Raw genomic sequence first — 25,726 nt, 5'->3', positions numbered from 1 at the left:
TTGACTCTTAGTCTTATAAGAAAAGCAGAAAATGATTAACACTTTCCGATTAAAATTTAAATGTATCTACATTCTTCTGAAGATCTTCAGCCATTTGATTGAGAGTCTCCGCGGCAGCTAAAACTTCTTGCATGGATGCATTTTGTTCCTCAGCCGACGCTGCTACATTTTGAGTATTGCTTGCTGAATTCTCAGCTATAAGAGCCATCTCTTTTACCGAATGATTAACGGCCTCTGTATTAGATTGCATCTGCTGTATCGCAGCCGAGACCTCTTCCACCTGAGACATGACTTCGGATATAGCACCTGTGATATCTCCAAATGATGTACCTGCCTGCTCGGCAAAAACAATACCTTCTCCTACAGACTTTGTTACCTCATCCATCGACGATACAGAATCCCGAATTCCAGTTTGAATCTCCGAAATAAGAGAGTTGATTTGTCCAGCAGATTGACGCGACTGCTCAGCAAGTTTTCGAACCTCATCTGCAACAACTGCAAAACCTCTCCCATGCTCCCCAGCTCTTGCGGCTTCAATTGCAGCATTTAAAGCTAATAAGTTGGTTTGTTCAGCTACATTCGTAATCAACTGTGAAATCTCTCCAATTTCCACAGATTTTTCACCCAACTGCTGAACCACACCAGCAGTTTGAAATGCTTTTTGATTAATGTTATTTTTCATATGTTCAATGGAGTTATACATAACCTCCACTCCCTCAATCGCATTATCATTAGAACGAGAAGTCATCTCATTTACTCGCACCATACTTGATGAAATTTGCTGCATACCACTTGTAATCTCACTAATTGCACCTGTAACCGTATTAGCACCTTCTACTTGAAGGTCCGTACCAGAAGCAACTTCTTGAATGGATTGACTAATACTATCGGTTGACTTACTAGTTTCACCCGCACTAGCTGTTAACTGCTCTGAAGACGCAGCCACTTGACTAGTTGTCTGTGAAATATTCACTAGTAAATGACGCAGATTATCTAGCATCTGATTCATCGAGTAACTCACTTTTCCAATTTCATCTTTTGAAGTCACTTTAATTTTTTCGAGCTGAAGATTTCCTTGGCTAATTCCGGTTGCTAACTGAACGACATTATTTAATGCTTTCGATATATACTTACTAAAAAGAACAAATAGAGTCGTACCAATTAAAAAAGCAACAGCCACAGACATAGCTAAAGTCATTTTGGTAACAGCAAGAGCTTCCTTCGTCTCAACACCAGAACCGAGAAATTGCTCGTACATACTATCTGAAAGCCTTAATGCCGCCATTGCTGTATCATGCCTTATTGTTCCAAGTTCTTCCATTACCTTTTCATCAATTGCTTGCTTAGCTAAGAAATCATCCTTTATTTGGTCCATCTTTTCATTATTTTGCACTATCGTAGCAAATAATTCCATTTGCTGTTCGGTTGTCAATTGACTCTCTATTCGCTCAAAGATACTAACTAACTTTGAATCAAAATCCATAAACTCTACTTCCCGAAAATGACCGGTTCTGGCATATTCTGCGATAGGGATATATTTCGCTCGAAACAAGGCGGCAATTTCAGTTGCCATTATCGCACTATTCGCCCTACGTTCTAAGTTCTCCACTTCCTCCTCAGCTCGATCAAGCTCTAAAAAGCTTGCTACAAAACCTCCGATAAACAGGATAATAACGCTTCCAAAAATACCGAGCAACTTTGCTCGAATAGACAAGTTTTTAATAAATTTCATCTGTAATTAACCCCTTTTGCAGATTCATCAATTGGAATATATAGTTCTTAGTTTATAACGAAAAATTACCTAAGTATATAGCACTACATCCCTAACAAAAAAAGAGCCAAGCTCAACTTTGAGTTGACTCTAGATGCCGCGTTTATCAATAAACGCACCTTCGTTCGTTGTCATATCATAAGGATTGTCGTATTTACGGTTCATTTTCTTTTTTAACGTCATTTTATCAATGTCCAGCTTGACCTTCCCTTTTAGAAGATCAAGCTTAGCTACTATCTCTTTATTCGTTTGCACTAGAGACTTTGCAGCTGCTAGTTCTTCAGATGTTTTCGCAGGAGCGTCAATTGAAGTAATAATACCTTCTCGTTTGGTTAATAGTTCCTCAATTTTGGTGATATCCTGCTCACGTTGTTCATCAGCAAAAGAAACAGACTTTAATAACTGTAACAGCTCGTCCGACACCTCTATCAAACGTAAAATACTTTGATTCATTACGCCTTAACCTGATGACGTTTTTTTCGGTCGATTTGTAGTGCTTCTTTCCAAGTGTCACGGAAATCTTTAACCATTTCTTCAGCTTCAGATAGTTTCTCCATACTATTTTCTGTGTTGGCGTCTGTTAGTCTAGAAAGAATAAAATCGTATAGTGCTAACATATCTTTGCCGAGTTTCGTGTCGGTTTTTAAAGTTACCATAAGCTCTCTGATGATGTTTTGTGCTTTAACTAGGTTTTCGTGACGTGTTGCGATGTTATTTTCTTCAATTGACTTTTTTGCTACGTTTATGAATTTTAAGCAACCGTTGTAAAGCATTAATGTTAGTTCTCCTGGTGAGGAGGTTACTGCTTTGTTTTGTTGGTATGCTTGTTGGGGGTTATTGATAGCCATTAGTTCCAATCATCCTTTCATTATTGCATGCCACCAAATAATTGGTTCATCATCGCATCGGATTGAGCATTAGCCTTGTTCATTGCGGATTCCATCCGCGAAAACTGAGTCCAATAACGATCTTCAATTTGTTTTAATCTTCTCTGAAAAGTATCTATTTGAGTATCAACATTTACTAGCTCTCTTCCTAAAGTGAACTGCTGGTTAGTTCGGTTCTGATTACCTGCCCGATTTACAATTTCATTAATAGTGTTATTAATTGATCCTCTTAACCGTCCAATCAAACCTGTTTGGTTTCTAATATCTTGACGTTGTTGAGCTGTTCGTTCAGATAATGGAACAGACGTTAATGAAGTGTCAGCTACATTGTTAAAAAGTTGATGTACCGAATCAGGATCATCTGCCAACGCAGCTCTCAGCTTTGTTTCATCTATTTCTAGTCTACCACCATCTCTAAAATTACTAGTTGTTGAAATACCTATTTGAGAAATTAAGTTAAATTGACCGGACGTTTGTACAGGAGTATAAAGATCTGTGCGCATTTGAGTTAATATAGATGAAAGCATCGGATCTCTACGCAACATTCCACTTTTTGCTTTTTCATCCCATAACTCCGCCTCTCTTTCAGATAAGTCTTTTCGTTGCTCATCCGTTAGCGGCGGAAAATCTCTATAACGCGGTTCCGATAGTAGTGCTTGTATTTCAGCAATTGTATTGTTGTAAGTATCTACAAAAGTTTTAATTTTTTCAAAAGCATCATCAGTATTTGACATGACTGTTATTGTTTTAAATTCAATAGGTGAAGTATTATCACTTTGATTCACCCTTGTTGGTTCTGTAAGATTAAAGGCCATACCACCAATAACAACCCTATTAGTCCTTGAGTCATTTACTGTAATTACCTCATTACCAAATACAGGATTTTGAAAATGTACAATAGCATTTTGTCCAGCTTCTTCGCGTGTTGTATCAATTTTCAATATGTTTTCCAAAAACTCTAACCCTCCTGGATTATTCACACCATCTTCAAATGTAATCTGAAGTCCATTAGAACCTGCTCCGAATTCTCCAGTTTCTTTTCTTTCAAATACCACTCTATCGAAAGAGCTGTCATAATATGCTCTCACACCAACGTCAGATTCATTAATCTGTTTAAACAAATCATTAAGTGTTTTAGAAGTATCAATTTTAACTGTAACAGCTTTTTCAACACCATTTGCATCAAACGTTTTCATAGTAAATTCTTTATGATTATATTGCTCTATGCTACCTAAAGCATCTACCTGAGCATTTAATGTAACACCCGCAGAAAATTTCGTCAGGCTATTAACATCTGTTAGTTTATCTGTACCGATGTTTCTTGTCTTAGTTGCAATTTGATCTATTTTAAATTTGTAAGTGCCATTTTGAACATCAGAATTGGCTGTTGCAGTAAACATTTGATCATTTGATGATTGTACAAATCTTGTATTTAAACTTGATCGTAATCGGATACTTAAAGCCGACTCCTCCAAGGTTCTTAGTTTTAAGTTTATATCTCTATAAGCATCTCTTTGCCATTCTATAGTTTGTTTACGTTGGAAAAATCTATCTAACGGTTTTCGTTCAACTTGCATTAACTGTTTTATAATCGAGTCCGTATCAATTCCTGATGCTAAACCACCAATTCTCATTTTCTCAAACACCTACTCTCATATCTTTTCATCTATGAATAAACCAATTGTTTTTTTCATAGTCGCAAAAAAGTCCAACAATTTTTTCGGAGGAATTTCTTTTATCACTTCGTTTGTTTGAACATCTACGATAGCGACATAATATTCATTTAATTCTTCGTGCAAACTAAATTTTAAGTTTGTATTAGACGTCTCCATAAATTTGTTAAAACTAGCTACATTTTCCTTTATCTCATCGATATTATAATTATTTGGAGAGTTATCTGATCTTCTCGGTGCCACAGTTATATTATCTTTGTCTTTAACATTTTTCTGTACACCTTGAAAAGTTGGATTAGCCGTACTACGATTAATTTCCATTTTACTCGCTCCCAAGTTTTTTGATACTATTTATATCGACACAACATTCACTATTATTAATAATTGCTTACGATAAAAGTCTTTTATTTTTCCGATAAGAATCACTTTATTTTTTCCAATCTTTTTATAGCAGGCATATATTTATAATTTGCAGACAGCTTATAAAATTCTAATGCCTTAGTGAATTGATTAGTAGTTTCATAGTAAACACCTAAATTATAAAAGGCCATAAAATTACCTGTTCCAGAAACAATGTCATCACTATTATTTTCACCAATCTCAATACATCTTAAATAACATGATTCGATTTCTGTTAATAAATGACTATATGTTTTTGTATCTTTGAAAATTAGATCCATTAATAATAGTGCTTTTATGAAATGAAAATCTGATCTTTTATCAAGCCTTTCAATATTTTCATTCAAAATAAGGAAGGCTCGATTAAATTCCTCTAGATACTTTAATGTGTGTAAATAACAAATTACAGCACTCTGATAAAATTGCTCATTACCTTTTAATACTTGATAACAAATATCTAGATATTTTTTTGATAAATTAAAGTCTTTATTAATTTGATATTCTTTCCCCAACTGGAATAAGTAATATGGATCGTTAGGACTTTCACCTAATTCTTTAATTAATAAAGGTATATTACGAGAAGCTTTATTATTTAAAAAGTAACCAGTATGATTTACAGTAATTTCAAGTTCCCTTCTAGGTAATTCTGAGATTAATTGTTCATGAATCCTGCCTTCATATCTAATATCCCTAGGAAATAACCTAGATACATAATTCCTCGAAAACCTTTCTTCTCCTTCTTGTAAAAATTTACTATTTATTTGAATCTTACCAATAGCTATTTCATTCTTTAAAAAATTGTTAAATTCCACTAGATTTATTTTTTCAATATATTCATCGGCATCTAAAACTAAATTCCATTTTGACTGTGATTGGTCTAAACTAAAATTACGAGCATCTGCAAAATTATTATTCCATGTAAAATCAAAAATTTTAGCACCATATTTCTTAGCAATTTTCTTTGTATTATCAGTAGAACCTGTATCTACTATAACTATTTCATTTACTATATCGTGAATACTATCTAAACATTTTGAAAGGTTCTGTTCTTCATTTTTAACTATCATACATAGAGATATTAATTGAATAACAATCCTTCTCCTCTCTAAATCAGAAATGTAAGAGTCTAATTCTTTAAGAGTATAGCCATATACCCCATACTTAAGTACCCTTTCTCTTCTAATTCTTTTAATACCTTTCTTAGGAATATTCCGTTATGTTCAATAGTCCGTGAATAGGATTGTATTACTCTAATCACAATCTCTTCTGATAATCCCTCATGATATCCGGAAACTCCAATAAGAATTAATTTTATAATAGAAAAATGTACAGTTAGTAGACTATATGCTTTAAAGACTTCTAACCCTTGATTTAAAGGAAACAACTCTTTATATATATAGTTAACAAGGTAGTTTTCTATAATGTATTCATTGTCTTCCATGAAAGGTTGATAGAAGTTTGTAAAGTTCTCTTGGTAACTCTTAATTATTTTAGTATCTTCTCCAACTACCTCACTATTATTTAATCCGACACGTAGTTCTTCTAAGCACTTCAAGAATCTTTCATTAGTTATTCCTAACTTTGCTTCCAATATTGATTTTGTTAAGTTAACCTGTATCTCAATAGAGGTAGGAATTTTTTTAAATCCTTCTTTATCGTTTTTTTGAATGATATTTTCATTTGTATCATTAATTAGATTTGGAATTTTGTTAAAATCCCCTTTTACTATAAGAGTCTGTAATTTGTTATAGAACATACCTAATAATATTAATCGTTCAGAAATAGAATAATTTCTGTTCTGCATTAATCCAATTGAAAAAACTCTCAAGTCCCAAAAGTAAAAATTAATATTATCTTCTTTTTTACCTACCGTAGTAACTTTACGTCTAGCTAACTTATTTATTTCTTCAACATCTTCTTTTTCGTCAAAGATCATTAGATTAGATTTTAATAATCCTAATCTAGCAGCCTCTGGACAGGACATAGAAAGGGACACCTCAACTCTATCATCAACACGGTTTATTGATCGTGGGTAAACTTTACATGTACTAGATAAATAGTCTTCCCCTAATTGTTTTTGAACAGAACAGAGATTTTCTTTATCTAAGAGAGGGCAATTGCCATTTTCTTTTAATTTTACTTTTGCATAAAAACTATCAATTTTACTCTTTCTATTTCTAATTATGTTTTTATCAAGTGTAGCTTTTAATTCATGTTTTCTATTTAGTAACTTATACTTTTTATAAGTACTTTTATCAATGTCAATTACCCAGCCTTTGCAACAGGTATCTTCACACTTTTGCCCAATGCAAGAGAAATCTTTTACATATTGCGGATACAGAATATTTGATTGTTTTAACATTAATTGCAACTCCTTTGAATTTACATAAGGATTATAAATATAGCTATATTATATATATCGTCATTAAACACAATAAATTAATCACAAAACCTTTTTTTCTATAAATTGTATGTAGCATAAACTTAATTTCAAAAAAATGTCTAGTTAAATAAAAAAATAAAAAAAGGAACCTAGCAATGCTAGAATTCCTTTTTTATTCTTTATTTAACGAAGAAGTTGTAAAACAGCTTGTGGTTGTTGATTAGCTTGCGCAAGCATAGCTTGTGATGCTTGATTAAGAATATTCGAACGAGTAAAGTTCATCATTTCTTTTGCCATATCAACATCACGCACTCTAGACTCAGCAGCTTGTAAATTTTCTGCTGCATTATCAAGATTTTTAATTGTATGCTCTAAACGGTTTTGCATAGCTCCAAGATATGAACGTCCTTTTGAGACAGTTTCAATTTGTGTTTCAATTGTAGTAATCGCTGCTTGTGCATTAGCATGAGTATCAATTTTTGCCGTTGTTTTAGCTGCTGTCACTACATCTTCTAAATTTAGACCATTAGTTTTAGTAGATAAATCTAACTGAATTAGGTCTCCTGCATTAGCACCAACTTGCAGCTGTACTTTCCCTGCATCTCCAGCAGTACCTTTAAAGATATCTTGTTTATTGAACTGAGACTTTTCACGAATTCTTTCTACTTCCAAACCTAACTGAGTAAATTCATCCGATAGTGCAGTTCTATCAACAGTAACATTTGTATCATTTGAAGATTGAACAGCTAATTCACGCATACGTTGAAGAATTTCATGAACTTCTTGAAGACCACCTTCAGCTGTTTGAATTAAAGAAATACCATCTTGAGCGTTACGTGAACCTTGATCTAAACCTCTAATTTGTGAACGCATTTTTTCAGAAATTGCTAAACCAGCAGCGTCGTCACCAGCACGGTTAATACGTAATCCCGAAGATAACTTTTCCATTGAATTACCAGCAGAGTTAATATTCATCCCCATCTGACGGTGTGCGTTCATTGCATTAAGATTGTGATTAATAATCATTATAATTTCCTCCTTGAAATTAGCTCCGCCCACATCCTTGTGGTTGGATTATAAGTTTTTTTGTTTGTTAAGGCATTTGGGCTTGTCCGTCGGCCGTACTTTCAATTCCTCCTGCCTTACAATATATATATCGGATGGTAATTTGATATCTTTAGAGTTTTTTCATCTTTTTTTGATATTTTTTTTAGAAATTTATTATTTCTACTTCTTGTAGGAAATGTTCGATGTAAATGTCTGAGTTACCCGTGATGACGATCTCCTCATCTACTTCTACATAGGGGTTGATCGGGTCTTCTACTGGACCGAAGGCGATTTTTCCTTTTCTTCCGTCTGAGAGTCGGACCGTTGAACCAATTGACATCTCCATTATTTTTTTTATGAAGGTGTTTGCCATCTTTGGATTAAGCTTGCCGAATGATTCTCTTCTAAGCTCTTTTAAGGCGACATAGAATGAGAGTCCTTTGCGGTACACTCGGTTGGATGTCATTGCATGGAATGTATCAGCGATCGCAATGATTTTGGCGAACTCATGGATCGGCTGGCCTTGTTTATTAGCGGGATATCCAGTTCCGTCTTCTCTGAGATGGTGTTCTAGTGCAACTCGGCAAATGTCTTCATCGAGACCTTGGCTTTTTAAGATGTCGTAACCAAACTGTGAGTGAAACTTCATGATTTCATATTCCTGTGAAGTTAGGCGATCTGTTTTTTGCAAGATAGCACTCGGAATCTTGGTTTTGCCCACGTCATGAAGTAAACCGCTGAAGGCAATTTTGCTCACGGTTTCTTTTGGGAACCCCATCCATGTTGCTAATTTCCCACTAAGGATCGAAACAGCAATGTTGTGGCGGTATAAGTAATCGTCCTTACTTTGAACGGAGACCATAATATCATCTATTCCTGCTTGCTCGACCATATCAGTGATCACAGGGAGTAATTCCTGTTCTAATTTATCTGTTATTTCTCTACCGTCTTCAATGCGATTAAAATCATTTTCAAATTCACGAATGACTGAGTCCATCTTTTTTTCTACTGACTTTGCTGGTTCTTCAATGCATTCGGCGAAGTCATCGATGGACTTGGAACCGGTTCAGACGTTCAATTGTGATTTTATCTAGAATGGCTCCTTTGCGTAATAGCAAACCAAGCTGATCCGATATGATATCTTTTATCAGTTTATAACCTTCGTAAAATTCATTCTGTTGATTTGCCACTTTCTCACCCCATTTAGGCAATATGTACTATTCTAAATATAATGGTTTTTGCAAATATATACAATCATATTTAGATAATCGAAGAAAGTGGAAAAAGTTACCTATATTTATTCAATATAAAATCCCCACAGAATCAAATCTAATGGGGATTAATCTTTTACTGTTTCTTTAATTGAGCAATCTCACGTTTGTTCGTCTGGGTTTCTTGGAAAAGGAGGTTAATGTCTGAGTTCATTTTGAAGAAAGTAAGTTCGAGTTTGTCAAAGCGCTGGTTGTTTTCTGTACGTAACGTGTGGATATCTTCTGTGTTTTTAGCCGTCATGGTAATTAAGCTGTTTAAAAGGCGTTCATGCTGGTCAAGACGTGATTCGATTCTGTCTAGACGTGATTCTACTCGATCTAATCGAGATTCCACTCCGTCTAAACGTGATTCTACCTGATCTAGTCGAACCTCAATTCGATCTAAACGCTGCTCAATCCGCTCAAAACGCTTGTCCATTTTCTCATTCATTTGCTTCAGCAATAAGAGAATTTCATTTTCCACTCTTCTCACCTCCTTTTCCACAGTTTATGTCGAATAATCGCAAAAGTAAAGACAAGAAGAGGTTTTTATAAAAAGTCCAGTTTTTGTATTGTTATAATACCAAGCTATTTGGATGGAAGATATTTTTAGCGAGAATATGGTCTTTAACTATTGATCGCAATTCAAGTGTAATTAAGCGGAAGGCACTTGGCTCCTGCGGGAAGAGAGGAAAGGGCAAGACACCACTGACGTAAGTTGGAAGGCAACTGAAAAAGGTATGTTTTCACCTTTTTTCAGTTGCCCTCAGCAATGAGCGGAACAGTTGCAAGCTTTTAAGCATGCTATGAGTGGAGCCATTGCTGCTTCCTTGAATCTGCTACTTGGCATCCTCCCCGCGGAAAGCAAGTGCCTGCAGCGCAATGGAACGGGGCCAAGGCGGAAAATTTACTTCCCCTGCAAAAACCCCTTCAACGCATCCACCGAAATCGTCTGCGCTGCAGCACTGTTCTCCTCTTGAATAGCCAGAAAAACTTCTTTACGATGAATCTCAATATGCTTCGGCGCATCAATCCCTATTTTCACCTGATCGCCTTCGATCGCAAGAATCTTAATTTCAATATCATCTGCAATTTGAATTGCTTGCTTCAATTTCCGAGAGAGGACAAGCATCTACTTCCCCTCCTTGGTCGTTTGAAGTGCTACTTCTTTAAAAATTGTGTGTTTCGTTTTATAGTCTGAATCACTAAGTAGAAGCTGTTTTCCTTTTTGCTTGTTAATATTAATAATAATCGGTCCTTGAAGATTAGCGGTTGTTTCGGCAAAAGGTTCTTTGACCGTTAGAACAACAAACGTTGCTACATCTTCTTCTTTTTTGATTTCTAATTCTTCTAATGTAGCATCCGACAACTTGTATTGATAACTTGGCACAGCATCAAATGGATTCATGATGATGAAAGCAACATCTTTTGTTTTGACGGATTGAAGTACATAAAAAGGAGTTCCTTCTGCGAATGGAAGTAAGGCAAATTGCTTTTCTTCTTCGAATGCTGGGATTCCTTTTTGAAATGTAATGATTTTATCTTCGTGAATGTCCATTTGTCCTTGATATTTCGTTTCAATGTTCATCTAGTCACACACCTTTTTTTCAACTCTTCTGCCGTTTATTGTACCATAACGTTTTCTAGAGACAAAAAGAAGCCGCAATGCGACTTCTATAAACCTCGATTAACCGTGCTACCCACAGCCTGGAAGGAAATTTGATTTTTTTGTCGGATGTACGTTTCCGTTTGCCATTTTGGCATGTGGATTTGTGGATCGCGACGATTCACATGAATTTCTGTTTGATACTCTCTTGCTCTGATGTTTACTTTTGCTGGTTGAAAATCGAATTTGACGCGATCCGCTGATTTCGGCATGTAACCGATATTGACTTGGACGGGAGCTGGTTCGCTGTTCACCTTCGCAATTCGAGCAAAAGCGCCTGTGCCATTTTCAATCTTCATCATTTGATCGCCTTGTTGAGCTGTTTTTGCCACATACTTAGAAACTTGCTGTAAGGCTTTTCCGGCTTGCTCATTGGCAACTCGAAGTGGATGTTTTAAATTTGCATCAGCAAACGCTTCGGTTTGGTCGATAAACATTTGCGAGGCGGTTGTGCTGATTTCAATTAAGTTGTTGTGATTTTGCTTGATTTGCATATCTGGTGCTTGTTGCTTGATTTGCGGACCTGGTCGACTTGAATTCAAACCAATTTTTGCATCGTTTTGGTGAATGTGTAAGGATGTTAGCTGCATAACGATCGCTTCCTTTATATATCTATAGGCTTTGCGCGTCGAAACGGCAAAGCCCATTTATAATTATCTTAAGAAATCCATTAAACTTGGTTGAATGATGCGCGCTCCAGAAGAAAGAGCGGCACGGTGGATGCTTTCTTGTGTCATTAATGCAATAATGACTTTTTCCATTTCCGCGTCTTCATTTTCAGACATAATCCGGTTGGCACTTACTTCTTGTTCCATTAAACGATTTTCAATCATTTGAACACGGTTGATTCTAGCACCTAATTCGGCGCGCTCAGTTACAAAACGGTCGATGTGTCCAAAGACGTTGTCAATGTAACCAGAGAGCTCTGTTCCTTTAACTGACCCGTCTTCAAGTGCTCGTTCAAGACGAAGCAAGTCACCGAATAAAGCATTACTGAAAACCGAGCTTGGATTGATGTTCACAGGTACCGATACACCTTTTAACAGTTCAATCTCAACGGATTGTGAGTTAACGGAAACGGCATTCGCATTAGCAACCACGATATCGTTGGAACGTACTGCTGTTGTTAAGACTTCTTGACTCGCCGGATTAGCAGGGTCATGAGCACGATTTGGTTGTAAGAACGTGACCGTTTCGTCTTGTCCAATTATTAAGCGAATCGCTCCAGCGTTGAAGTTGGCGTCACCGAAAGCAGGTGTCGTTTGAGTAGCGTCTTGGAAAATATGCTGTCCGTTTTCCGTGCCAACGTGTTTGAAGATTTTACCGTTATGGACAACTTCCACAGTTGCTAGATCTGGAATCGTGCCATCAAACAAAGCTTGAATGCCGCGGTCTAGATTAGTTGTGTTTTGAATCGGTGCATTCGTTGTGTTCGTTCCGTTAAAAATATATTTATTGCTGTTTTTCGTGTTTCCGAGTGATTCAAGATGTTCACGAAGCTGAGCAACCTCTTTTGCAACGTTTGCTCGTTCGGTTGGGTTATACGTATCGTTTGCTGCTTGTGTTGCTAGCTCTCGGATACGCTGTAACACTTCCGTTCCTTTATCAAGCGTCGCATCCGCTGTATCCATCCAGTTATACGCCTCACTGAGGTTACGTTTAAACTGCTCGACTTCTGTTACTTGCGAGCGGTAACGCATCCCTTTCATTGCTACGACTGGATCTTGTGATGCACGGGTAATTTTCTTTCCTGTAGCTAGTTGATCTTGAATCGTCGCTAAGCGATTGTAGCCTTGGTTTATATTACGTAATGAGCTTTGTGATAGCATCATTTGAGTGACACGCATCTATATCCACCTATCCTTATCTGCCGACGACGCCCATACCGTTTATGATACGGTCAAGCATTTCATCAACCATTGTTATATTTCGCGCTGCTGCATTGTAGGCATGTTGGTATTGAATCATCATTGTCATTTCTTCATCAAGCGAGACATTACTAACTGATTTTCTGCGGTAGTCGACACTGTCTTGAAGCGAAGCAGAACTGTGAAGCATTCTTGTCGCTTCTTGAGTGGAAACCGCCATATCACCAATAACCCCTTGATAATAAGTACCGATCGTACCTGAGTCGTTGTTAAATGTTAAAGTTGTATCTTTAATATCTGCTAACCGTTTCGCATTTGTTCCATCACCAGCAAAAGCTGTCGGCGAACCGCCGGTAAAGTTCGCACCGTTGTTTAAAAACGCACGGATGTTATCGTAATAAGCTGCATCACGAGGCGCATTTAAAAGAGATTGATAGTTTTGCTGCTGAGCTGCAACAATTCCATTTGTATTCACACCAGATGCGGCAATGTTGTTTAAACTTCTTACAATGTCTGCATCTAGTTTGATTGCTTTAGCTGCGCCAACACCTGGTTGGGTCGCTGTTAAATCAAATAAATTTCCACCGCGTTGAACATTGCCGTTTTGATCGGCTAATGTGAACCCAATTGAGTGAATGTTGTTGACTTCAGTTGCGAAAACTTCAGCCATGTTATTGAGCTCGTTAATCATATCAGGGTAAATCCCTGTTACATTGTTAAGGTTTGTTCCGTATCCATATGTTTCAATTAAGGCTTTCATTTCCCCACGTGGGATCGAGTCTAAGCCAACTGTATGTTGAACGCCATTTTGGTCAGAAAACGCAAATCCACTCACAAAGTTTGCTGGGTCAAATGTAATATTCATTTGTTTTCTCGCTTCAGCACCTGTGCCATCTACTAGTTTAAAAGGTTGTCCATCTGCTTGTAGAAGTGGTCTACCTTGATCATCAATAAGTGTCACCGTTACCGCACCTTCAGCAGCTGGATTCGCTTGTCCACCACTTCTGACGCGATCAACTTGAATGTTCACAATTTGCGATAATTGGTCGAGTAAACGATCTTGCTCATCGTACAAGTCATTTGTTAAATAACCATGTGGCTCAATTTTACGAATTTGATCATTAACCGAATCAAGCTGGTTCAAGATCGCGTTCACTTCTCTTTGCGTTACTTCGATCTCATTTTTATAATCATTTCGAATCGCTGATAAGTTATCGTGTAAAAAATTAAATGTTTCCGCTACGGCCATTGAACGTTGGCGAACAACCGAACGTGCCCCTGCATCCTCAGGATCAACCGTTAAATCTTGTAGCGATGTCCAGAACATATCAATTTGTCTGTTCAGTCCTTGCTCAGAAGGTTCATTTAAGACATCTTCCATTTTCGTTAAAGCCGCTTGACGTGTTTCCCAGTAGCCAACTTTATTTGTTTCATTGCGATACTGAACATCTAAAAAGCTTTCACGAACACGTTGAATTGAACCTGCTTTTACCCCTGTTCCAAGGTTTCCTGGAACACTCGGGCTATTTTTCCCGACAGCTGGATAGGATTCTGTTTGGACGAAATTCACTCGTTGTCTTGTATATCCTTCTGTATTGGCATTGGCAATGTTATGTCCTGTTGTATGAAGCGCGTATTGTTGCGTCATCATCGCGCGTCTTGCTGTTTCTAATGCATGAAAAGTTGATAACACCAGTTGTTCCTCCGTTTCATCTAGTAAGCATTGGCTTTTATATGTCTGTCTTAAGCTTTTGAATCAAATAACGAGCGACCATGCTCAAACGGCCGGTCTTCGTGGTCTAACGGGTTATAACTGACATCTTCCTTATGCGGAAGCATTAAATCTAGGGAAAGGTTCACAAATCGTAACGATTCTTCGATCAGCTCTTGATTCAATTGATTCAAGGTTTTAAGTTCTACCACATGTTTGATCAATTGATCTTGGTGTTGATCGAGTATTTGTTTTTCTTCCTCAGTTGCGAATGCTTTTACATCTGAGATCGTTACGTTTTCTTTTGCCTCGCCCTGTTCGAGCAAGAAGGTTTTCACCGTTTTAGAACGTAACAATTCAGTTGTCTGGAGTTTGTGCGCCAGTTTTGATTCTTCGCGAACAAGGAGCTCGAGAGCTTTCATGTTGTTTTGTTTAATCAATTCTGTTTTCTTTGCTGCCAAGTCGATTAACTGTTCGTGAATATCAATTAAACGTTCAACCATTTGCGTAATGGCTTTGATAGACATATGCTACTCCTCCAGACAAACTGATTTTTACTGATTCCAAAACTCGTAAAATTTATTAGCGATTGCTTTAGAGTCTACGTGGTACTCACCAGCTTCAATTTTACTTTTTAACGATTCGACTTTCTCTAGTCGTTCTTTTTCAATTCTTGTTCCTTGCTGCATAGTCAACGCTTCAGAAGAGATTTCTAACTTATCTCTTTTTGCTTGAACGCTTGCTGTTTGCTCTGTTTTTTCAATCTGTTTTCGATATGGATTTTGTTGAACAGACTGATATGGATTAATTTTCATGTTTTTCACCTCATCTTTATTATAATGGTTTTTATGTATAACAACATAAAAAACGTCCCGATTTAACTACTTATAGTATCGGCACGTTTTCTTATATTGTTAACTATTTTTTTGTAAATCGATCATTTAATGAGTGATACGCCGTTACTTGACTTCTCTCAGCGCGACGCTCGACATCTTTTCTTGATTCAAATGCTTTCTCTTTTTCAACTTTCTCAAGTCCACTCGTTATGTTCTCAGTACACCCACCACATAAACGGCCCTCTTTAATAATCTCCCCACAAGATTCACAAGGATAGCCTAAGTTTGGAAACATTTTAATTTGCAGGCGTCCTTCGCGTACGAATTGATGGATCAACGAAAGATCGACACCTGTTTTCTCATGTAACTCCCTCATAGAAGCCATGCGATTTTGTTTTTTTCTCATAAAAGTAGACACGGTGTCGTAATGCTCTTCTTGCTCTTTAAAGCAAGGCTGACAGATGGATCGTAATGCCTTCACAAATATTTTCCCGCACTTCGGGCAATTTGCTACATCTTTCACTGAGTCTCCCCCTCCTCTTTGACGTAATTATATACGAAATTTGTCGAACTTGTCAGTCTGGTTTTGCAAGGTAATTATTACCTCGCGATCGTTAACGAAGCAACTTGGCTCGCACCGTTTTCTAGAAGTTTCAACGCCACTTGCCTAACAGTAGTTCCCGTTGTATATATATCATCGACTAAAACGATCGAGCCTTTAATAGGTTGATCAACAACAAATGGATTTTCTTGAAATTGTCTGATTCGTTCGCTTCGGGATTTTTTACTTTGTTTTTCTCCATACCGACGTGTAAGAACGAGTTTTTCTTCGGTCCAATTATTCATGAGCAACTGTGATTGGTTAAACCCTCTTGCTGTGAGTCTTTCTTGGCTCAGTGGAATCGCAACAGGTACATATCCTTTAAAGTTTTTCTGATATAACTTTTCGAGTTTTGGAGAAAAATAAGTGGCGATCACCGCATCTCCTCTGTATTTAAAAGTCGCTAACCAGTCTTTTAAAAAAGGATTGTACTCATACAAAGACACATTTTTCTCAAGAAGATTAGTGGTGTCTGGCTTTTGTTGCCAGCGCCAGCAGTCGAGGCATTGATCGTCCTTCCTCAGCTTTTCCGGTAACTTGTCTAATGAGCGCGAACACCCCTTGCATCTTTGTCCACTGATTAAAATGAGTTCATCTTCACACACTTGGCACAAAAGAGCTGGTTCATCTAACAGTAATATTTTCCTCCAACCAACTGGTTCAAAAAACAGCTCATGACAATGTAGGCAACGGTTCATAACCTCTCTCCTTCTTGATTCATTAATTGAATATGACTTCTGGCTTTTTTCATCTCCACTGTAATGCCAAAATGAAAGAACAACACATCGCCTGTTGGTGCCAAACTCGAGCGACCAACCCGGCCCGCAATTTGCACAAGAGCAGCTTCTGTAAAAATCTGATTTTCTGCGCCAAGTACGGCAACTTGAACGTTAGCGAATGTAACACCTCTTTCTAAAATCGTTGTCGTAACAAGCAATGAAACTTTTCCATTTCGGAAGGCTTCGACATACGAGTGACGGTTTGGCTCTTGTGAATGAACGGCGTGATGCGGAATGGTTAGGAGAGATGACACCGTTTTTAACACAGAAAGAGAAGGAACAAAAAGTAAAAGTGGTTTTCCAGGATGAGCCTGAATCCAGTGATGAAGGGCAGGCGGGAGTTTGTTTTTAGAAAGTTGTTTCGGCCAGTTGCCACACCACTCGAAGCGCGGTTGAGGTAGTGGATGACCATGAAATCGTTTTGGGATTTTAATAACTTGGAGGTTCGGAGTAGTAACTAGCTTTCGGGAAGGGGTTGCACTAAGGTAAATCATCGCTGACTCTAGCTTTTTCGCTTGGGATACAGCCCATTGCAAGCTTTGATCATAGGAAAAAGGAAAGGCATCGACCTCGTCAATGATCACAACATCAAACGCTCGGTAAAACCGCATCGCTTGATGAGTTGTGGATAACACTAATTGCGCGCCTGGTTCACGGTCTTTACTGCCTCCATACAAGGTGGATATGTGTGTATGTGGAAAACTACGGCGTAGTCTCGGGGATAACTCTTGGACGACATCCGTGCGGGGTGTGGATAACAACACGCGCTTTCCTTGTGAAAAAGCTTGTTCTAAACCGCGGAAGAGCACTTCTGTTTTTCCAGCTCCACACACTGCCCAAACTAAGATTTCCTCGTTTTGTTCAATCGCTTGCACAACCGCTGCAGATGCTTTTGCTTGACCCGTTGAAAGCTGTCCTTGCCACTGAAGGCTGTTTTCCCTTTGAGGAAAGACTATTTCTGGTCCAGTCCAGGTATATAATTTTTCACAGCTACTCACTTTTCTAAGCTGAATGCAATGGCGACAATATACGCACATCTGTTGACACTTTGTGCATAAGTGTTCTCCAAAAAGTGAGCGATCTTGATTGCCGCAGCGAAGGCATTGCGGTTTTCCTTTGTTAAATGAAATGGCTCGTTCTGTTTGGATGAAAGGTTGGTTAAGTTCTTCGAAGAGAAAGGGAATTTCAGAGCGAAGCAGGCGTCTGCCTGAGAGGAAGGTGTGAAGATTCAATAAAAGCACCTCTTTTTTTATGGGGTAAAAAGAGTATGACATCGTGTTTCGTCATACTCTAAGATGGTTATGTATATTGTTTTTGCCAAGATAAACCTAAGCTACCAGCGCCTAAATGCGTCCCGATTACCGGTCCGAAAAAGCTAATGTCGACTTTAACATCAGGGAAACGCTCTTGAATCGTCGCCGCTAACGCTTCCGCTCCGTCTAAGCGATGCGCGTGAATGACAGTCGCATAAAAGCTTCCACCTTTTGAGACATCCTCAGCAAGCAGATCAACAATGCGAGCAAGTGCTTTTTTCTCTGTTCTTACTTTTTCAAAAGGCACGATGCTTCCTTCTTCAAAATGAAGAATTGGTTTAATTTTTAGTAAGTTCCCAACAACTAGTTGTGCACCTGATAGACGGCCCCCACGATGTAAATGGTTCAAGTCATCGACCATGAAATACGCTCTTGACGTTTTTTTCATGTACGTTAGCTTCTCAATAATTTCTTTTGCGTCAGCACCAGCCTCAGCTAGCTTGGCTGCTTCAAGCACATAGTAGGCTTGCGGCGCACAGCTGATTTCCGTATCAAAACCGAAAACGTCAATGCGATCGACCATTTCACCCGCACTGATTGCCGACTGAAATGTTCCACTAATTTTCATTGAAAGGTGGATTGTCACAACTTGCTCGTACCCTTCGTCTGCCAATTGCTCAAATAACGTCACAAATTGACCAATCGCTGGTTGCGATGTTTTGGGAAGCTCGTCAGCTGATTTCATTTTTTCATAAAATTCATCTGTCGTGATATCTAGCTCTTCTTGGTAAGAAGTCTCACCAAAGATCACATTCAAAGGAACCATCTTAATTGAATGTTGGTTTCGAACACTTTCACTTATGTAGGCGGTACTATCCGTAACGATTGCAACTTTTCTATTCATGAATAGCTCCTCGCTTTTTTCTATTGTCTTGATCTCTATTATCTACTGTACCTTGAATGCTACAGGCTTTCAAGTAGGGATATTTCCTAATCTAGGAAAAAAAGAGAGAAGTGTGGCCTAAGCCATTTCTCTCTTTTCCTTATCTTACTACAACAAAGCCTTTTTTGATTGCTTCAACAACCGCTTGTGTTCGGTCATTAACATTCATTTTTTGTAAAATATTACTTACGTGATTCTTAACGGTTTTTTCACTAATGTACAACGTTTCACCGATCGCACGGTTACTTTGTCCATCTGTCATTAATTGAAGAACTTCGCATTCGCGACGCGTCAGAATATGAAGAGGCTTGCGGTATTCGACTTCACGGTAACCAATTGACTCTTCATGAAGATCATCTTCTTTCGCTAAACGGCGATATTCATTAATGAGGTTATGTGTCACTTTTGGATGAATATAAGCACCACCAGAAGCAACCACTTTCACCGCTTCGATTAGGGCATCTGCATCCATTTCTTTTAATAGGTAGCCAGAAGCCCCCGTTTTTAATACGTGCGTTACATAGGTTTCATCATCATGGATGGATAAAATAAGAACTTTTATATTCGGAAAAGCTTTCACTAATTCTTTTGTAGCTTCTACCCCGTTCATTTGTGGCATGTTAATGTCCATCAAAATAACATCGGGACGATATAGTTGAACTAGCTCCATCGCTTGCGAACCATCATTCCCATCAGCTACCACATCGAACTCTGACTCCATTGCTAGAATTCGTTTGACACCTTCACGAAATAATTGATGGTCATCAATGATGACGATTTTGATTTGGTTGTTTTCACTCATCATTTTCACCTCTCCGTTAAAACGGTTAAATTTACTTTTACTAGATAAATAGATTAGATTAGTTGTTAGAGTTTAATGGAATGCCAATTGCGACAATTGTTCCTTCGTTCAGTTTTGATTGGATGTTCATCTCGCCTTTAAGCATGTTGACTCTTTCTTTCATTCCAATCAAGCCGAACGAGCCTTCCTTTTTCTCTGTTGGCTCAAAGCCTTTACCATCATCTTTTATTATCATTATAACCTTTGTTGGTTTTATTTCAATTTTCACTTGAATTTGCTTAGGTTCTGCATGTTTATAGGCATTTTGTACCGCCTCTTGCACAAGTCGGAAGAGAGCGATTTCGAATTGTTGCGGAAGCCTTGTGTCTCTCCCAAAATGGTGAAACCCTACTGAAATTTGATTATGTTCTTCAAACGTCTTTAAATATTTTGCTAGAGTTGGGATTAAGCCAAGATCATCAAGCGCCATCGGTCGTAAATCATAAATAATTCTTCTTACTTCTGCAAGTGAAGATTTTACCATTTTTCGTAAGGACCGTATTTCACCTAACGCATCGTCTATCCCTTTTTCATGATAAATTCGTTCAATTAGCTCAGACCTTAGCATAACATTCGCTAGCATTTGTGCTGGCCCGTCATGAATTTCTCTCGATAAACGCTTACGCTCATCTTCTTGCGCCTCAATAATTTGAAGCCCAAAAGCTTGTTTCTCTTTTGCATCTTCAATAACATCAGTGACCAATTTTAAATCACTTGATAGAAAATTATAAACAACCGACATCTGCCCAGCTAATTGCTCGGCTCGTAAAACGGTATCTTTCAAGTTTACTAGTCTTCTTTCTATTTGATCACGTTTTTCACGTAACTGTAACTCTTCTTGTTTCAAGACTGCTAATTGAATTTGGTAATCGTTTGCTTGCTCGTATGCATTGCGCACTTCCTCATTTGAGAAACTATCAAATGCCTTACTCACTTCCACTAACCGACTCCTAGCGAATTTCGCATGCATTTGAGTTCGATCAGCCTTTTCAATGACGGACGCGACTTTCATACGAACCTCAACTAATTCTTTTTCTAATGCTTCAAGTTCAAGTCTTGATTGCTCGCCAATTTCAAAAATTTGCTCACGGCTTTCATCCACCGTTTCTAATGTTTGGTCAATAATCTTGTCCAAGAAATTTGCATCTGCCAAACTTGTCACCAGCCTCTTTCGAAGATGAAACGATCTATTTGCTAAGTAAATTGATTTTCGTTATTCTTATTTTACAACATTATTCAACAAATAGCCTTGAAAATCTTTTATTTCCATTGATTTTCTTGAAAATAGTTTCGAGTGACAAATCTATCCTAACATAGCTTTATTACATATACATGTCTTACATTTGTAAAACTATGAAAAAACAAAGGGGAAATCTGAAATGGCTCTTGCAAGTTATCAAACCGTTAAAGGAACCGGAGAGCATGAAATGATCGTGCAAAAATCACGATTTATCGCGTTTTGTGCTAGAGTTGAAACAGAAGAAGCTGCTCAAGCCTTCATTGAAAAAATAAAAAAAGAACACTGGAATGCCAATCACAATTGTTCCGCCTACTTAATCGGCGAAAGAGACGAAATTCAAAAAGCGAATGACGACGGTGAACCTAGCGGAACAGCTGGAGTCCCGATGCTAGAAGTGCTGAAAAAAAGAGGATTGAAAGACACTGTCGTTGTCGTCACCCGTTACTTCGGAGGCATTAAACTAGGTGCAGGTGGATTAATCCGCGCATATGGAAGTGCCGTGAGCGAAGGGTTGAATGCGGTCGGTGTCGTTCAACGTGTGTTGATGCAGGTTGTTCATACGGAAGTCGATTACCACTGGCTTGGCAAAGTCGAACACGCATTAAGAGAATCTACTTATCAATTAAAAGGGATTGAGTATTTAGAGCAGGTTGATGTTCAAACTTATGTAGAAGTGGAACAAGTAGAAACATTTGTGGAGTGGATGACGAACATTACCAATGGTCAAGCGAAGTTAAGGCAAGGGGATCAGGTGTATTTGGAGGTTGATATTGAAGCGAGATAAGAGGGTTAAGTGTTTTTGGGGAAATCTCAGCGGACACGCAGGCTCTTATTGAAGTGGAATGGGGCTGGTTCGTGAGCGGAGCGGCCAGGAGGTTCCTTATTCGGTGGTTTTGAGCGGAAATGGCTAGCCAATCTGAGCAATAAGGGCTTGTGTGTCCACTGCGAAATCTTAGCGGACTCACAGGCTCTTATTCTATTTTCCTAGTTAATAACGAGCTATTTATGATCCAGTTTGGAGGATTTATGATCCGACATTACTGATTTATGATCCAACATCGCCTATTTCTGATCCGAACTCCGCACTTTATGATCCAACCCAACCCGTCCCTTCTCACGACAAAAATAAACGCACAGTTCACATGAACTGTGCGTTCTCAGATCTCATCTAATAAAACGTTAATTGATTTTTGCCATTCTCTTTCGACTTATACAACGCCTTATCTGCATAACGTAACACTTGGTAACCATCAGCATCATCAGATGGCCATAAGGCAGCACCAATGCTACAACCAATCTTTACCGTTGTTCCTTCAAACGTAATTGGTTGATTCAGTGATTGAATAACCCGGTCACCGATTAACTGAATGCTATCATTGCAATCCTCTTCCGTTAATTTGAGGATAATGACAAATTCATCTCCACCTAACCTACAGATCATTTCATCATTCCTAAGGCTGCGCTTTAAACGCTCCGCCACTTCCTTCAATAGCAAATCACCATGATGATGTCCATATTGATCATTGACTGCTTTGAATCCATCAAGATCTAAATAAAGAATGGCATGATTGATGGCGCGGTCGGACTGATGCAATGCATCCATATAGTTGTCAAGCGCAAGACGATTCGGGAGCTCGGTCAATTTATCTATTTGAGCGATCGTTTCCATTTTTCCTAAATCTGATTTTGTTCTTGTTAAAGTTGCAATTAAATCTCTATACGCAGTCGATAAAGTCTCAATATCTTTTATTCCTTTTTTTACATAGATTTCAACCTTCTCGCCGTTCCGTAATTGTTGGGCAGTTGCCACTAACTCTCTTAGTGGATTAGAAACCAGTCCGGCAACATACCAAGAAATCACTGCAAAAGCTACCGCCAGAAGAGCTCCTACTAATACAATTTTATTTCTTAATTGCGTTACACTTAGAAAAGCAACGTCTTGAGGCTGCCGAACTAAGATCGTCCAATCTAAGCCCGGATAGTTTAGGAAACCTTCTGCAAAGGCATAGCCTGTTAAATAACTTTTTCCGTCTGGCCATTTTTCAACGGTCCAGTCATTACGCCCTTGCTGAGCAAGCTCTATCGCTTGTAAATGTAGCGCCTGCCCAATCATATCACTAGGTCCTAAAAGAACGGTGTTATCCTGTTTGCTAATAATAAAAACATCTAAATTTTCTCCTTGCTCTTTAAGAGGCTGAATCACACTTCTCTTCACTTCATCTGCCCACTCAAAACTTAAATGTGCAGCAAGAACCCCTACAAACTCATGATCATCAGTAAAAATCGGTGAACTAATATCAACAAACTTCAACGGCTCTCCTGATGGATTAGGTAATAATTCAGCTAGCAAAACAGCTTCGTGAACATCACCTATAAAGGGTTCTGTTTGTGCTTCTGTAAACACTGGGCGGTGCGAAATATCAGCTCCGAGCAAAACCTGATCGGTAGAAGCTTTAACAACTCCCTCTGCATTCGTGTAGCCAATCCAGGAGAACGAAGGGAAGTTGGCTTTTAGTTCGTTTAAAATTTTTCCAATTTCTTCTGTATTATCAGTTTGTTCAAAGGCTTTTAAGTGACTTAAGACTGTGACCTCTCCGTACCTCGACCACATAAATTGATCTAAGCGTTCTGCCATTTGAAAAGCTTTTTCTGTTAACGATTCACTTATTTGTTGTTCAACACTTTTACCTGACTCTTTGCTTATTATGAACCCGATTACAGCTGTAAAAAGGATAATAAAGACGGTAAAAATCAAAATAAAATACGTTCGTAATGCAATCGACATGAATAAACCACTTCCCTAGAAAAATACCTTCTATTATTCTAGCAGAATAATGTCGTTTTTTGTCGATAAAAGTAGTTTTTTTCTGATCCATTAATTTCTAAGAAAAAACATGCTAAAGTGAACGTATAACAAAGAGAAGGGAAGTTATGAGACCTATGCTGAAAACCTTTCATGTAAAAACAAAGACGCGCGATCAAATGATTGATGTGACAAGAGACATTCAAACTTGGATATCTGAGCAACAAATTGAGGAAGGATTTGTGATTGTTTCCTCTCTACATACAACAGCTGGCATCACAGTTAATGAAAATGCGGATCCAGATGTGAAAACCGACTTTCTAAGAAGGCTAGATGAACTTTATCCATGGGAACACCAAAAAGATCTTCATATGGAGGGCAATACGGCTGCTCATTTAAAAACTAGTCAAGTTGGACATGCACAAACGATCATTATTACAAACGGTCGACTTGCACTCGGCACATGGCAAGGCATTTATTTTTGTGAATTCGATGGTCCACGCAACCGAAAGTTTCTTGTGAAAGCAGTACAAGTATAAACGACCGTATAACTGAATCCTAATACTTTACATTTCCCCTTTCTGCAGTTAAAAAGGTCATTTCTTTTTACATAAAATATGGCTTTGGAGTTAATTCTACTTAAAAGTGAAGTTATAACTCGGAAAATGAGTTTTCTGTAAAAAGGGGAGTTTTTGATGGAAATCTTAAAACATTCATTAAAAGAAATCAATCAAGCAACTGGTGAATTTGCGCTAGAAGTTCATATAAATGATATAGATTTTGAATTTGCCAACGAGTTAGGTACACCACCTGAGTCCAATAAATTCATTTTTCTAGCACAGAAAATAATTAGAGAAAATTATCCTTCCATCAAAATTACGGCAATCAACGTCGTGTTCGGCGGACTTCTTTTAACGTCGATGTCTATCCATTCAAGCACTGCATCTGCACAGTCTGATTCCGTACAAACAGCTCAGTCTCAGAGCATTTATTATCAGGTGAGTGCTGGTGATACCCTATGGACTATTTCTAGAGCTTTTAATATTTCCATAGATTCCATAAGACTAGCAAATAAGTTAACATCGGATGTGTTACAACCGAATCAACGACTTATTATCCCAAGAGCTTTCCACACGGTTGTTACGGGAGATTCCCTCTCTGTCTTAGCAAGGAATTACAACACAACAGTCTCTGCGATTCGTGAAGCCAATGGATTAACGAGTGACACCGTAAGAATTGGACAAACATTGGTTATTCCCATTTTCACTGTTGCGGCAACTACACAACCGTCAGCCCCACTCTCTAGTAGTGAACCTAGTTTTAAAATTCAGCCGATTAACGAGTTTTATACGGTTGTGTCTGGAGACAGTCTCTCAGTCATCGCGGCTCGATTCAATACAACTGTTGCTGCGCTTAGAACAGCGAATGGCCTAACCAATGATACTCTTAAAATTGGGCAACGGCTCGTGATTCCACACTCAACGACTACTGCGAAAACTGATTCCTATACCGTCGTTTCCGGAGACAGCCTTTCCGTTATCGCTTCTCGATTCGGAGTATCAGTTAATGACCTTCGCTCCGTAAACAATTTGCGTTCCGACGTTTTGCAAATCGGGCAGGTGCTCACCATTCCTGGTGCGACAAGCTCCCCTTCTACAAGTACTGAGCAGCGGACTCAATCGTACACCGTCGTTTCCGGAGACAGCATTTCCGTTATTGCTTCTCGGTTCGGAGTATCAGTTAATGACCTTCGTTCCGTAAACAATTTGCGTTCT

At 38.3% G+C, this 25,726-nt stretch carries 28 protein-coding genes; 3 read left to right on the top strand and 25 right to left on the bottom strand.

Annotated elements, in window-relative coordinates; genetic code table 11:
- Positions 1–49: 49 nt before the first annotated feature.
- The 24 genes from JCM9157_RS00135 to JCM9157_RS00025 form a co-directional block, all read right to left on the bottom strand.
- The gene (locus JCM9157_RS00135; protein WP_035660810.1) at positions 50–1,732 is read right to left on the bottom strand and encodes a methyl-accepting chemotaxis protein; all 1,683 of its coding nucleotides are present in this window, start codon (positions 1,730–1,732) and stop codon (positions 50–52) included.
- 129 nt (positions 1,733–1,861) lie between these two features.
- Complete coding sequence (gene fliT / locus JCM9157_RS00130; RefSeq protein WP_035660807.1) at positions 1,862–2,224, bottom strand: flagellar protein FliT; 363 nt, start codon at positions 2,222–2,224, stop codon at positions 1,862–1,864.
- Positions 2,224–2,619 (bottom strand): flagellar export chaperone FliS, encoded by a 396-nt coding sequence (gene fliS / locus JCM9157_RS00125; RefSeq protein WP_035660804.1) that lies wholly within the window; start codon positions 2,617–2,619, stop codon positions 2,224–2,226. The genes fliT and fliS overlap by 1 nt, the downstream gene beginning before the upstream one ends.
- Positions 2,620–2,639: 20 nt before the next feature.
- Positions 2,640–4,292, bottom strand: a complete 1,653-nt coding sequence (gene fliD, locus JCM9157_RS00120; protein ID WP_035660801.1) for a flagellar filament capping protein FliD — start codon at positions 4,290–4,292, stop codon at positions 2,640–2,642.
- A gap of 18 nt (positions 4,293–4,310) precedes the next feature.
- Complete coding sequence (gene flaG, locus JCM9157_RS00115) at positions 4,311–4,652, bottom strand: flagellar protein FlaG (RefSeq protein WP_035660799.1); 342 nt, start codon at positions 4,650–4,652, stop codon at positions 4,311–4,313.
- Positions 4,653–4,753: 101 nt separating this feature from the next.
- Positions 4,754–5,797, bottom strand: coding sequence for a glycosyltransferase family 2 protein (locus JCM9157_RS00110; RefSeq protein WP_035660796.1), 1,044 nt, complete (start codon positions 5,795–5,797; stop codon positions 4,754–4,756).
- A 59-nt stretch (positions 5,798–5,856) separates the two neighbouring features.
- A complete protein-coding gene (gene fliB / locus JCM9157_RS00105) occupies positions 5,857–7,092 on the bottom strand; it encodes a flagellin lysine-N-methylase (RefSeq protein ID WP_035660793.1) in 1,236 nt (411 codons plus the stop codon).
- A gap of 204 nt (positions 7,093–7,296) precedes the next feature.
- Entirely contained in the window at positions 7,297–8,139 is an 843-nt protein-coding gene (locus JCM9157_RS00100) for a flagellin N-terminal helical domain-containing protein (RefSeq protein ID WP_035660790.1), read from the bottom strand.
- A 184-nt stretch (positions 8,140–8,323) separates the two neighbouring features.
- Positions 8,324–9,157 carry an HD-GYP domain-containing protein gene (locus JCM9157_RS00095; RefSeq protein ID WP_052012849.1) on the bottom strand — a complete coding sequence of 278 codons (834 nt, stop codon included), beginning with the start codon at positions 9,155–9,157 and terminating at the stop codon, positions 8,324–8,326.
- A gap of 46 nt (positions 9,158–9,203) precedes the next feature.
- A complete protein-coding gene (locus tag JCM9157_RS24500) occupies positions 9,204–9,350 on the bottom strand; it encodes a hypothetical protein (protein WP_156321462.1) in 147 nt (48 codons plus the stop codon).
- 157 nt (positions 9,351–9,507) lie between these two features.
- Positions 9,508–9,894 (bottom strand): hypothetical protein, encoded by a 387-nt coding sequence (locus JCM9157_RS00090; protein ID WP_052012848.1) that lies wholly within the window; start codon positions 9,892–9,894, stop codon positions 9,508–9,510.
- 423 nt (positions 9,895–10,317) lie between these two features.
- Positions 10,318–10,542: a carbon storage regulator CsrA gene (gene csrA / locus JCM9157_RS00085; protein ID WP_035660787.1), complete on the bottom strand. Its 225-nt coding sequence runs from the start codon at positions 10,540–10,542 to the stop codon at positions 10,318–10,320.
- Positions 10,543–10,998 (bottom strand): flagellar assembly protein FliW, encoded by a 456-nt coding sequence (gene fliW / locus JCM9157_RS00080; RefSeq protein WP_035660784.1) that lies wholly within the window; start codon positions 10,996–10,998, stop codon positions 10,543–10,545.
- Positions 10,999–11,084: 86 nt separating this feature from the next.
- Positions 11,085–11,666 (bottom strand): DUF6470 family protein, encoded by a 582-nt coding sequence (locus JCM9157_RS00075; RefSeq protein WP_035660782.1) that lies wholly within the window; start codon positions 11,664–11,666, stop codon positions 11,085–11,087.
- Between the two features lie 63 nt (positions 11,667–11,729).
- On the bottom strand, positions 11,730–12,923 hold the full coding sequence (gene flgL / locus JCM9157_RS00070; RefSeq protein ID WP_035660781.1) for a flagellar hook-associated protein FlgL: 1,194 nt from the start codon (positions 12,921–12,923) through the stop codon (positions 11,730–11,732).
- Positions 12,924–12,939: 16 nt separating this feature from the next.
- A complete protein-coding gene (flgK, locus tag JCM9157_RS00065; protein WP_035660779.1) occupies positions 12,940–14,637 on the bottom strand; it encodes a flagellar hook-associated protein FlgK in 1,698 nt (565 codons plus the stop codon).
- Positions 14,638–14,687: 50 nt separating this feature from the next.
- Positions 14,688–15,182, bottom strand: coding sequence for a flagellar protein FlgN (locus JCM9157_RS00060; RefSeq protein ID WP_035660775.1), 495 nt, complete (start codon positions 15,180–15,182; stop codon positions 14,688–14,690).
- 27 nt (positions 15,183–15,209) lie between these two features.
- Positions 15,210–15,470: a flagellar biosynthesis anti-sigma factor FlgM gene (flgM, locus tag JCM9157_RS00055; protein WP_035660772.1), complete on the bottom strand. Its 261-nt coding sequence runs from the start codon at positions 15,468–15,470 to the stop codon at positions 15,210–15,212.
- Between the two features lie 103 nt (positions 15,471–15,573).
- Positions 15,574–16,014, bottom strand: coding sequence for a TIGR03826 family flagellar region protein (locus tag JCM9157_RS00050; RefSeq protein ID WP_035660769.1), 441 nt, complete (start codon positions 16,012–16,014; stop codon positions 15,574–15,576).
- Positions 16,015–16,091: 77 nt separating this feature from the next.
- A complete protein-coding gene (locus JCM9157_RS00045) occupies positions 16,092–16,790 on the bottom strand; it encodes a ComF family protein (protein ID WP_035660766.1) in 699 nt (232 codons plus the stop codon).
- Positions 16,787–18,103, bottom strand: a complete 1,317-nt coding sequence (locus JCM9157_RS00040) for an ATP-dependent helicase ComFA (protein WP_235714758.1) — start codon at positions 18,101–18,103, stop codon at positions 16,787–16,789. Before JCM9157_RS00040 ends, JCM9157_RS00045 begins: the two co-directional genes overlap by 4 nt.
- 67 nt (positions 18,104–18,170) lie before the next feature.
- Entirely contained in the window at positions 18,171–19,028 is an 858-nt protein-coding gene (locus JCM9157_RS00035) for a DegV family protein (RefSeq protein ID WP_035660763.1), read from the bottom strand.
- A 139-nt stretch (positions 19,029–19,167) separates the two neighbouring features.
- Positions 19,168–19,869, bottom strand: coding sequence for a response regulator (locus tag JCM9157_RS00030; protein WP_035661234.1), 702 nt, complete (start codon positions 19,867–19,869; stop codon positions 19,168–19,170).
- 58 nt (positions 19,870–19,927) lie between these two features.
- Complete coding sequence (locus JCM9157_RS00025) at positions 19,928–21,061, bottom strand: sensor histidine kinase (protein ID WP_035660760.1); 1,134 nt, start codon at positions 21,059–21,061, stop codon at positions 19,928–19,930.
- Positions 21,062–21,287: 226 nt separating this feature from the next.
- Between JCM9157_RS00025 and JCM9157_RS00020 the strand changes: the two genes are divergently transcribed.
- Positions 21,288–21,932 carry a YigZ family protein gene (locus JCM9157_RS00020; protein WP_035660757.1) on the top strand — a complete coding sequence of 215 codons (645 nt, stop codon included), beginning with the start codon at positions 21,288–21,290 and terminating at the stop codon, positions 21,930–21,932.
- A gap of 384 nt (positions 21,933–22,316) precedes the next feature.
- Here JCM9157_RS00020 and JCM9157_RS00015 read toward each other — a convergent pair whose 3' ends face one another.
- On the bottom strand, positions 22,317–23,933 hold the full coding sequence (locus JCM9157_RS00015; RefSeq protein WP_035660753.1) for a sensor domain-containing diguanylate cyclase: 1,617 nt from the start codon (positions 23,931–23,933) through the stop codon (positions 22,317–22,319).
- 155 nt (positions 23,934–24,088) lie between these two features.
- Between JCM9157_RS00015 and JCM9157_RS00010 the strand changes: the two genes are divergently transcribed.
- Together JCM9157_RS00010 and JCM9157_RS00005 are read left to right on the top strand one after the other, a co-directional pair.
- On the top strand, positions 24,089–24,490 hold the full coding sequence (locus JCM9157_RS00010) for a secondary thiamine-phosphate synthase enzyme YjbQ (RefSeq protein WP_035661233.1): 402 nt from the start codon (positions 24,089–24,091) through the stop codon (positions 24,488–24,490).
- A gap of 156 nt (positions 24,491–24,646) precedes the next feature.
- Positions 24,647–25,726 (top strand): muramidase family protein (locus JCM9157_RS00005; RefSeq protein WP_148296781.1); only part of this gene is annotated, 1,080 nt, incomplete at its 3' end.

Source organism: Halalkalibacter akibai JCM 9157 (assembly GCF_000513135.1).
Taxonomy (GTDB): Bacteria; Bacillota; Bacilli; order Bacillales; family Bacillaceae_D; genus Halalkalibacter; species Halalkalibacter akibai.
The sequence above is the reverse complement of the archived record's forward strand: the minus strand, read 5'-3'. Positions and strand labels throughout refer to the sequence as shown.

Bases quoted from the DNA above. Each gene is read 5' to 3' on its own strand.
- JCM9157_RS00135 (WP_035660810.1), bottom strand. From the start codon at position 1,732: ATGAAATTTATTAAAAACTTGTCTATTCGAGCAAAGTTGCTCGGTATT.
- fliT (WP_035660807.1), bottom strand. From the start codon at position 2,224: ATGAATCAAAGTATTTTACGTTTGATAGAGGTGTCGGACGAGCTGTTA.
- fliS (WP_035660804.1), bottom strand. From the start codon at position 2,619: ATGGCTATCAATAACCCCCAACAAGCATACCAACAAAACAAAGCAGTA.
- fliD (WP_035660801.1), bottom strand. From the start codon at position 4,292: ATGAGAATTGGTGGTTTAGCATCAGGAATTGATACGGACTCGATTATA.
- flaG (WP_035660799.1), bottom strand. From the start codon at position 4,652: ATGGAAATTAATCGTAGTACGGCTAATCCAACTTTTCAAGGTGTACAG.
- JCM9157_RS00110 (WP_035660796.1), bottom strand. From the start codon at position 5,797: ATGATAGTTAAAAATGAAGAACAGAACCTTTCAAAATGTTTAGATAGT.
- fliB (WP_035660793.1), bottom strand. From the start codon at position 7,092: ATGTTAAAACAATCAAATATTCTGTATCCGCAATATGTAAAAGATTTC.
- JCM9157_RS00100 (WP_035660790.1), bottom strand. From the start codon at position 8,139: ATGATTATTAATCACAATCTTAATGCAATGAACGCACACCGTCAGATG.
- JCM9157_RS00095 (WP_052012849.1), bottom strand. From the start codon at position 9,157: ATGGACTCAGTCATTCGTGAATTTGAAAATGATTTTAATCGCATTGAA.
- csrA (WP_035660787.1), bottom strand. From the start codon at position 10,542: ATGCTTGTCCTCTCTCGGAAATTGAAGCAAGCAATTCAAATTGCAGAT.
- fliW (WP_035660784.1), bottom strand. From the start codon at position 10,998: ATGAACATTGAAACGAAATATCAAGGACAAATGGACATTCACGAAGAT.
- JCM9157_RS00075 (WP_035660782.1), bottom strand. From the start codon at position 11,666: ATGCAGCTAACATCCTTACACATTCACCAAAACGATGCAAAAATTGGT.
- flgL (WP_035660781.1), bottom strand. From the start codon at position 12,923: ATGCGTGTCACTCAAATGATGCTATCACAAAGCTCATTACGTAATATA.
- JCM9157_RS00060 (WP_035660775.1), bottom strand. From the start codon at position 15,182: ATGTCTATCAAAGCCATTACGCAAATGGTTGAACGTTTAATTGATATT.
- flgM (WP_035660772.1), bottom strand. From the start codon at position 15,470: ATGAAAATTAATCCATATCAGTCTGTTCAACAAAATCCATATCGAAAA.
- JCM9157_RS00045 (WP_035660766.1), bottom strand. From the start codon at position 16,790: ATGAACCGTTGCCTACATTGTCATGAGCTGTTTTTTGAACCAGTTGGT.
- JCM9157_RS00035 (WP_035660763.1), bottom strand. From the start codon at position 19,028: ATGAATAGAAAAGTTGCAATCGTTACGGATAGTACCGCCTACATAAGT.
- JCM9157_RS00030 (WP_035661234.1), bottom strand. From the start codon at position 19,869: ATGAGTGAAAACAACCAAATCAAAATCGTCATCATTGATGACCATCAA.
- JCM9157_RS00020 (WP_035660757.1), top strand. From the start codon at position 21,288: ATGGCTCTTGCAAGTTATCAAACCGTTAAAGGAACCGGAGAGCATGAA.
- JCM9157_RS00015 (WP_035660753.1), bottom strand. From the start codon at position 23,933: ATGTCGATTGCATTACGAACGTATTTTATTTTGATTTTTACCGTCTTT.
- JCM9157_RS00010 (WP_035661233.1), top strand. From the start codon at position 24,089: ATGCTGAAAACCTTTCATGTAAAAACAAAGACGCGCGATCAAATGATT.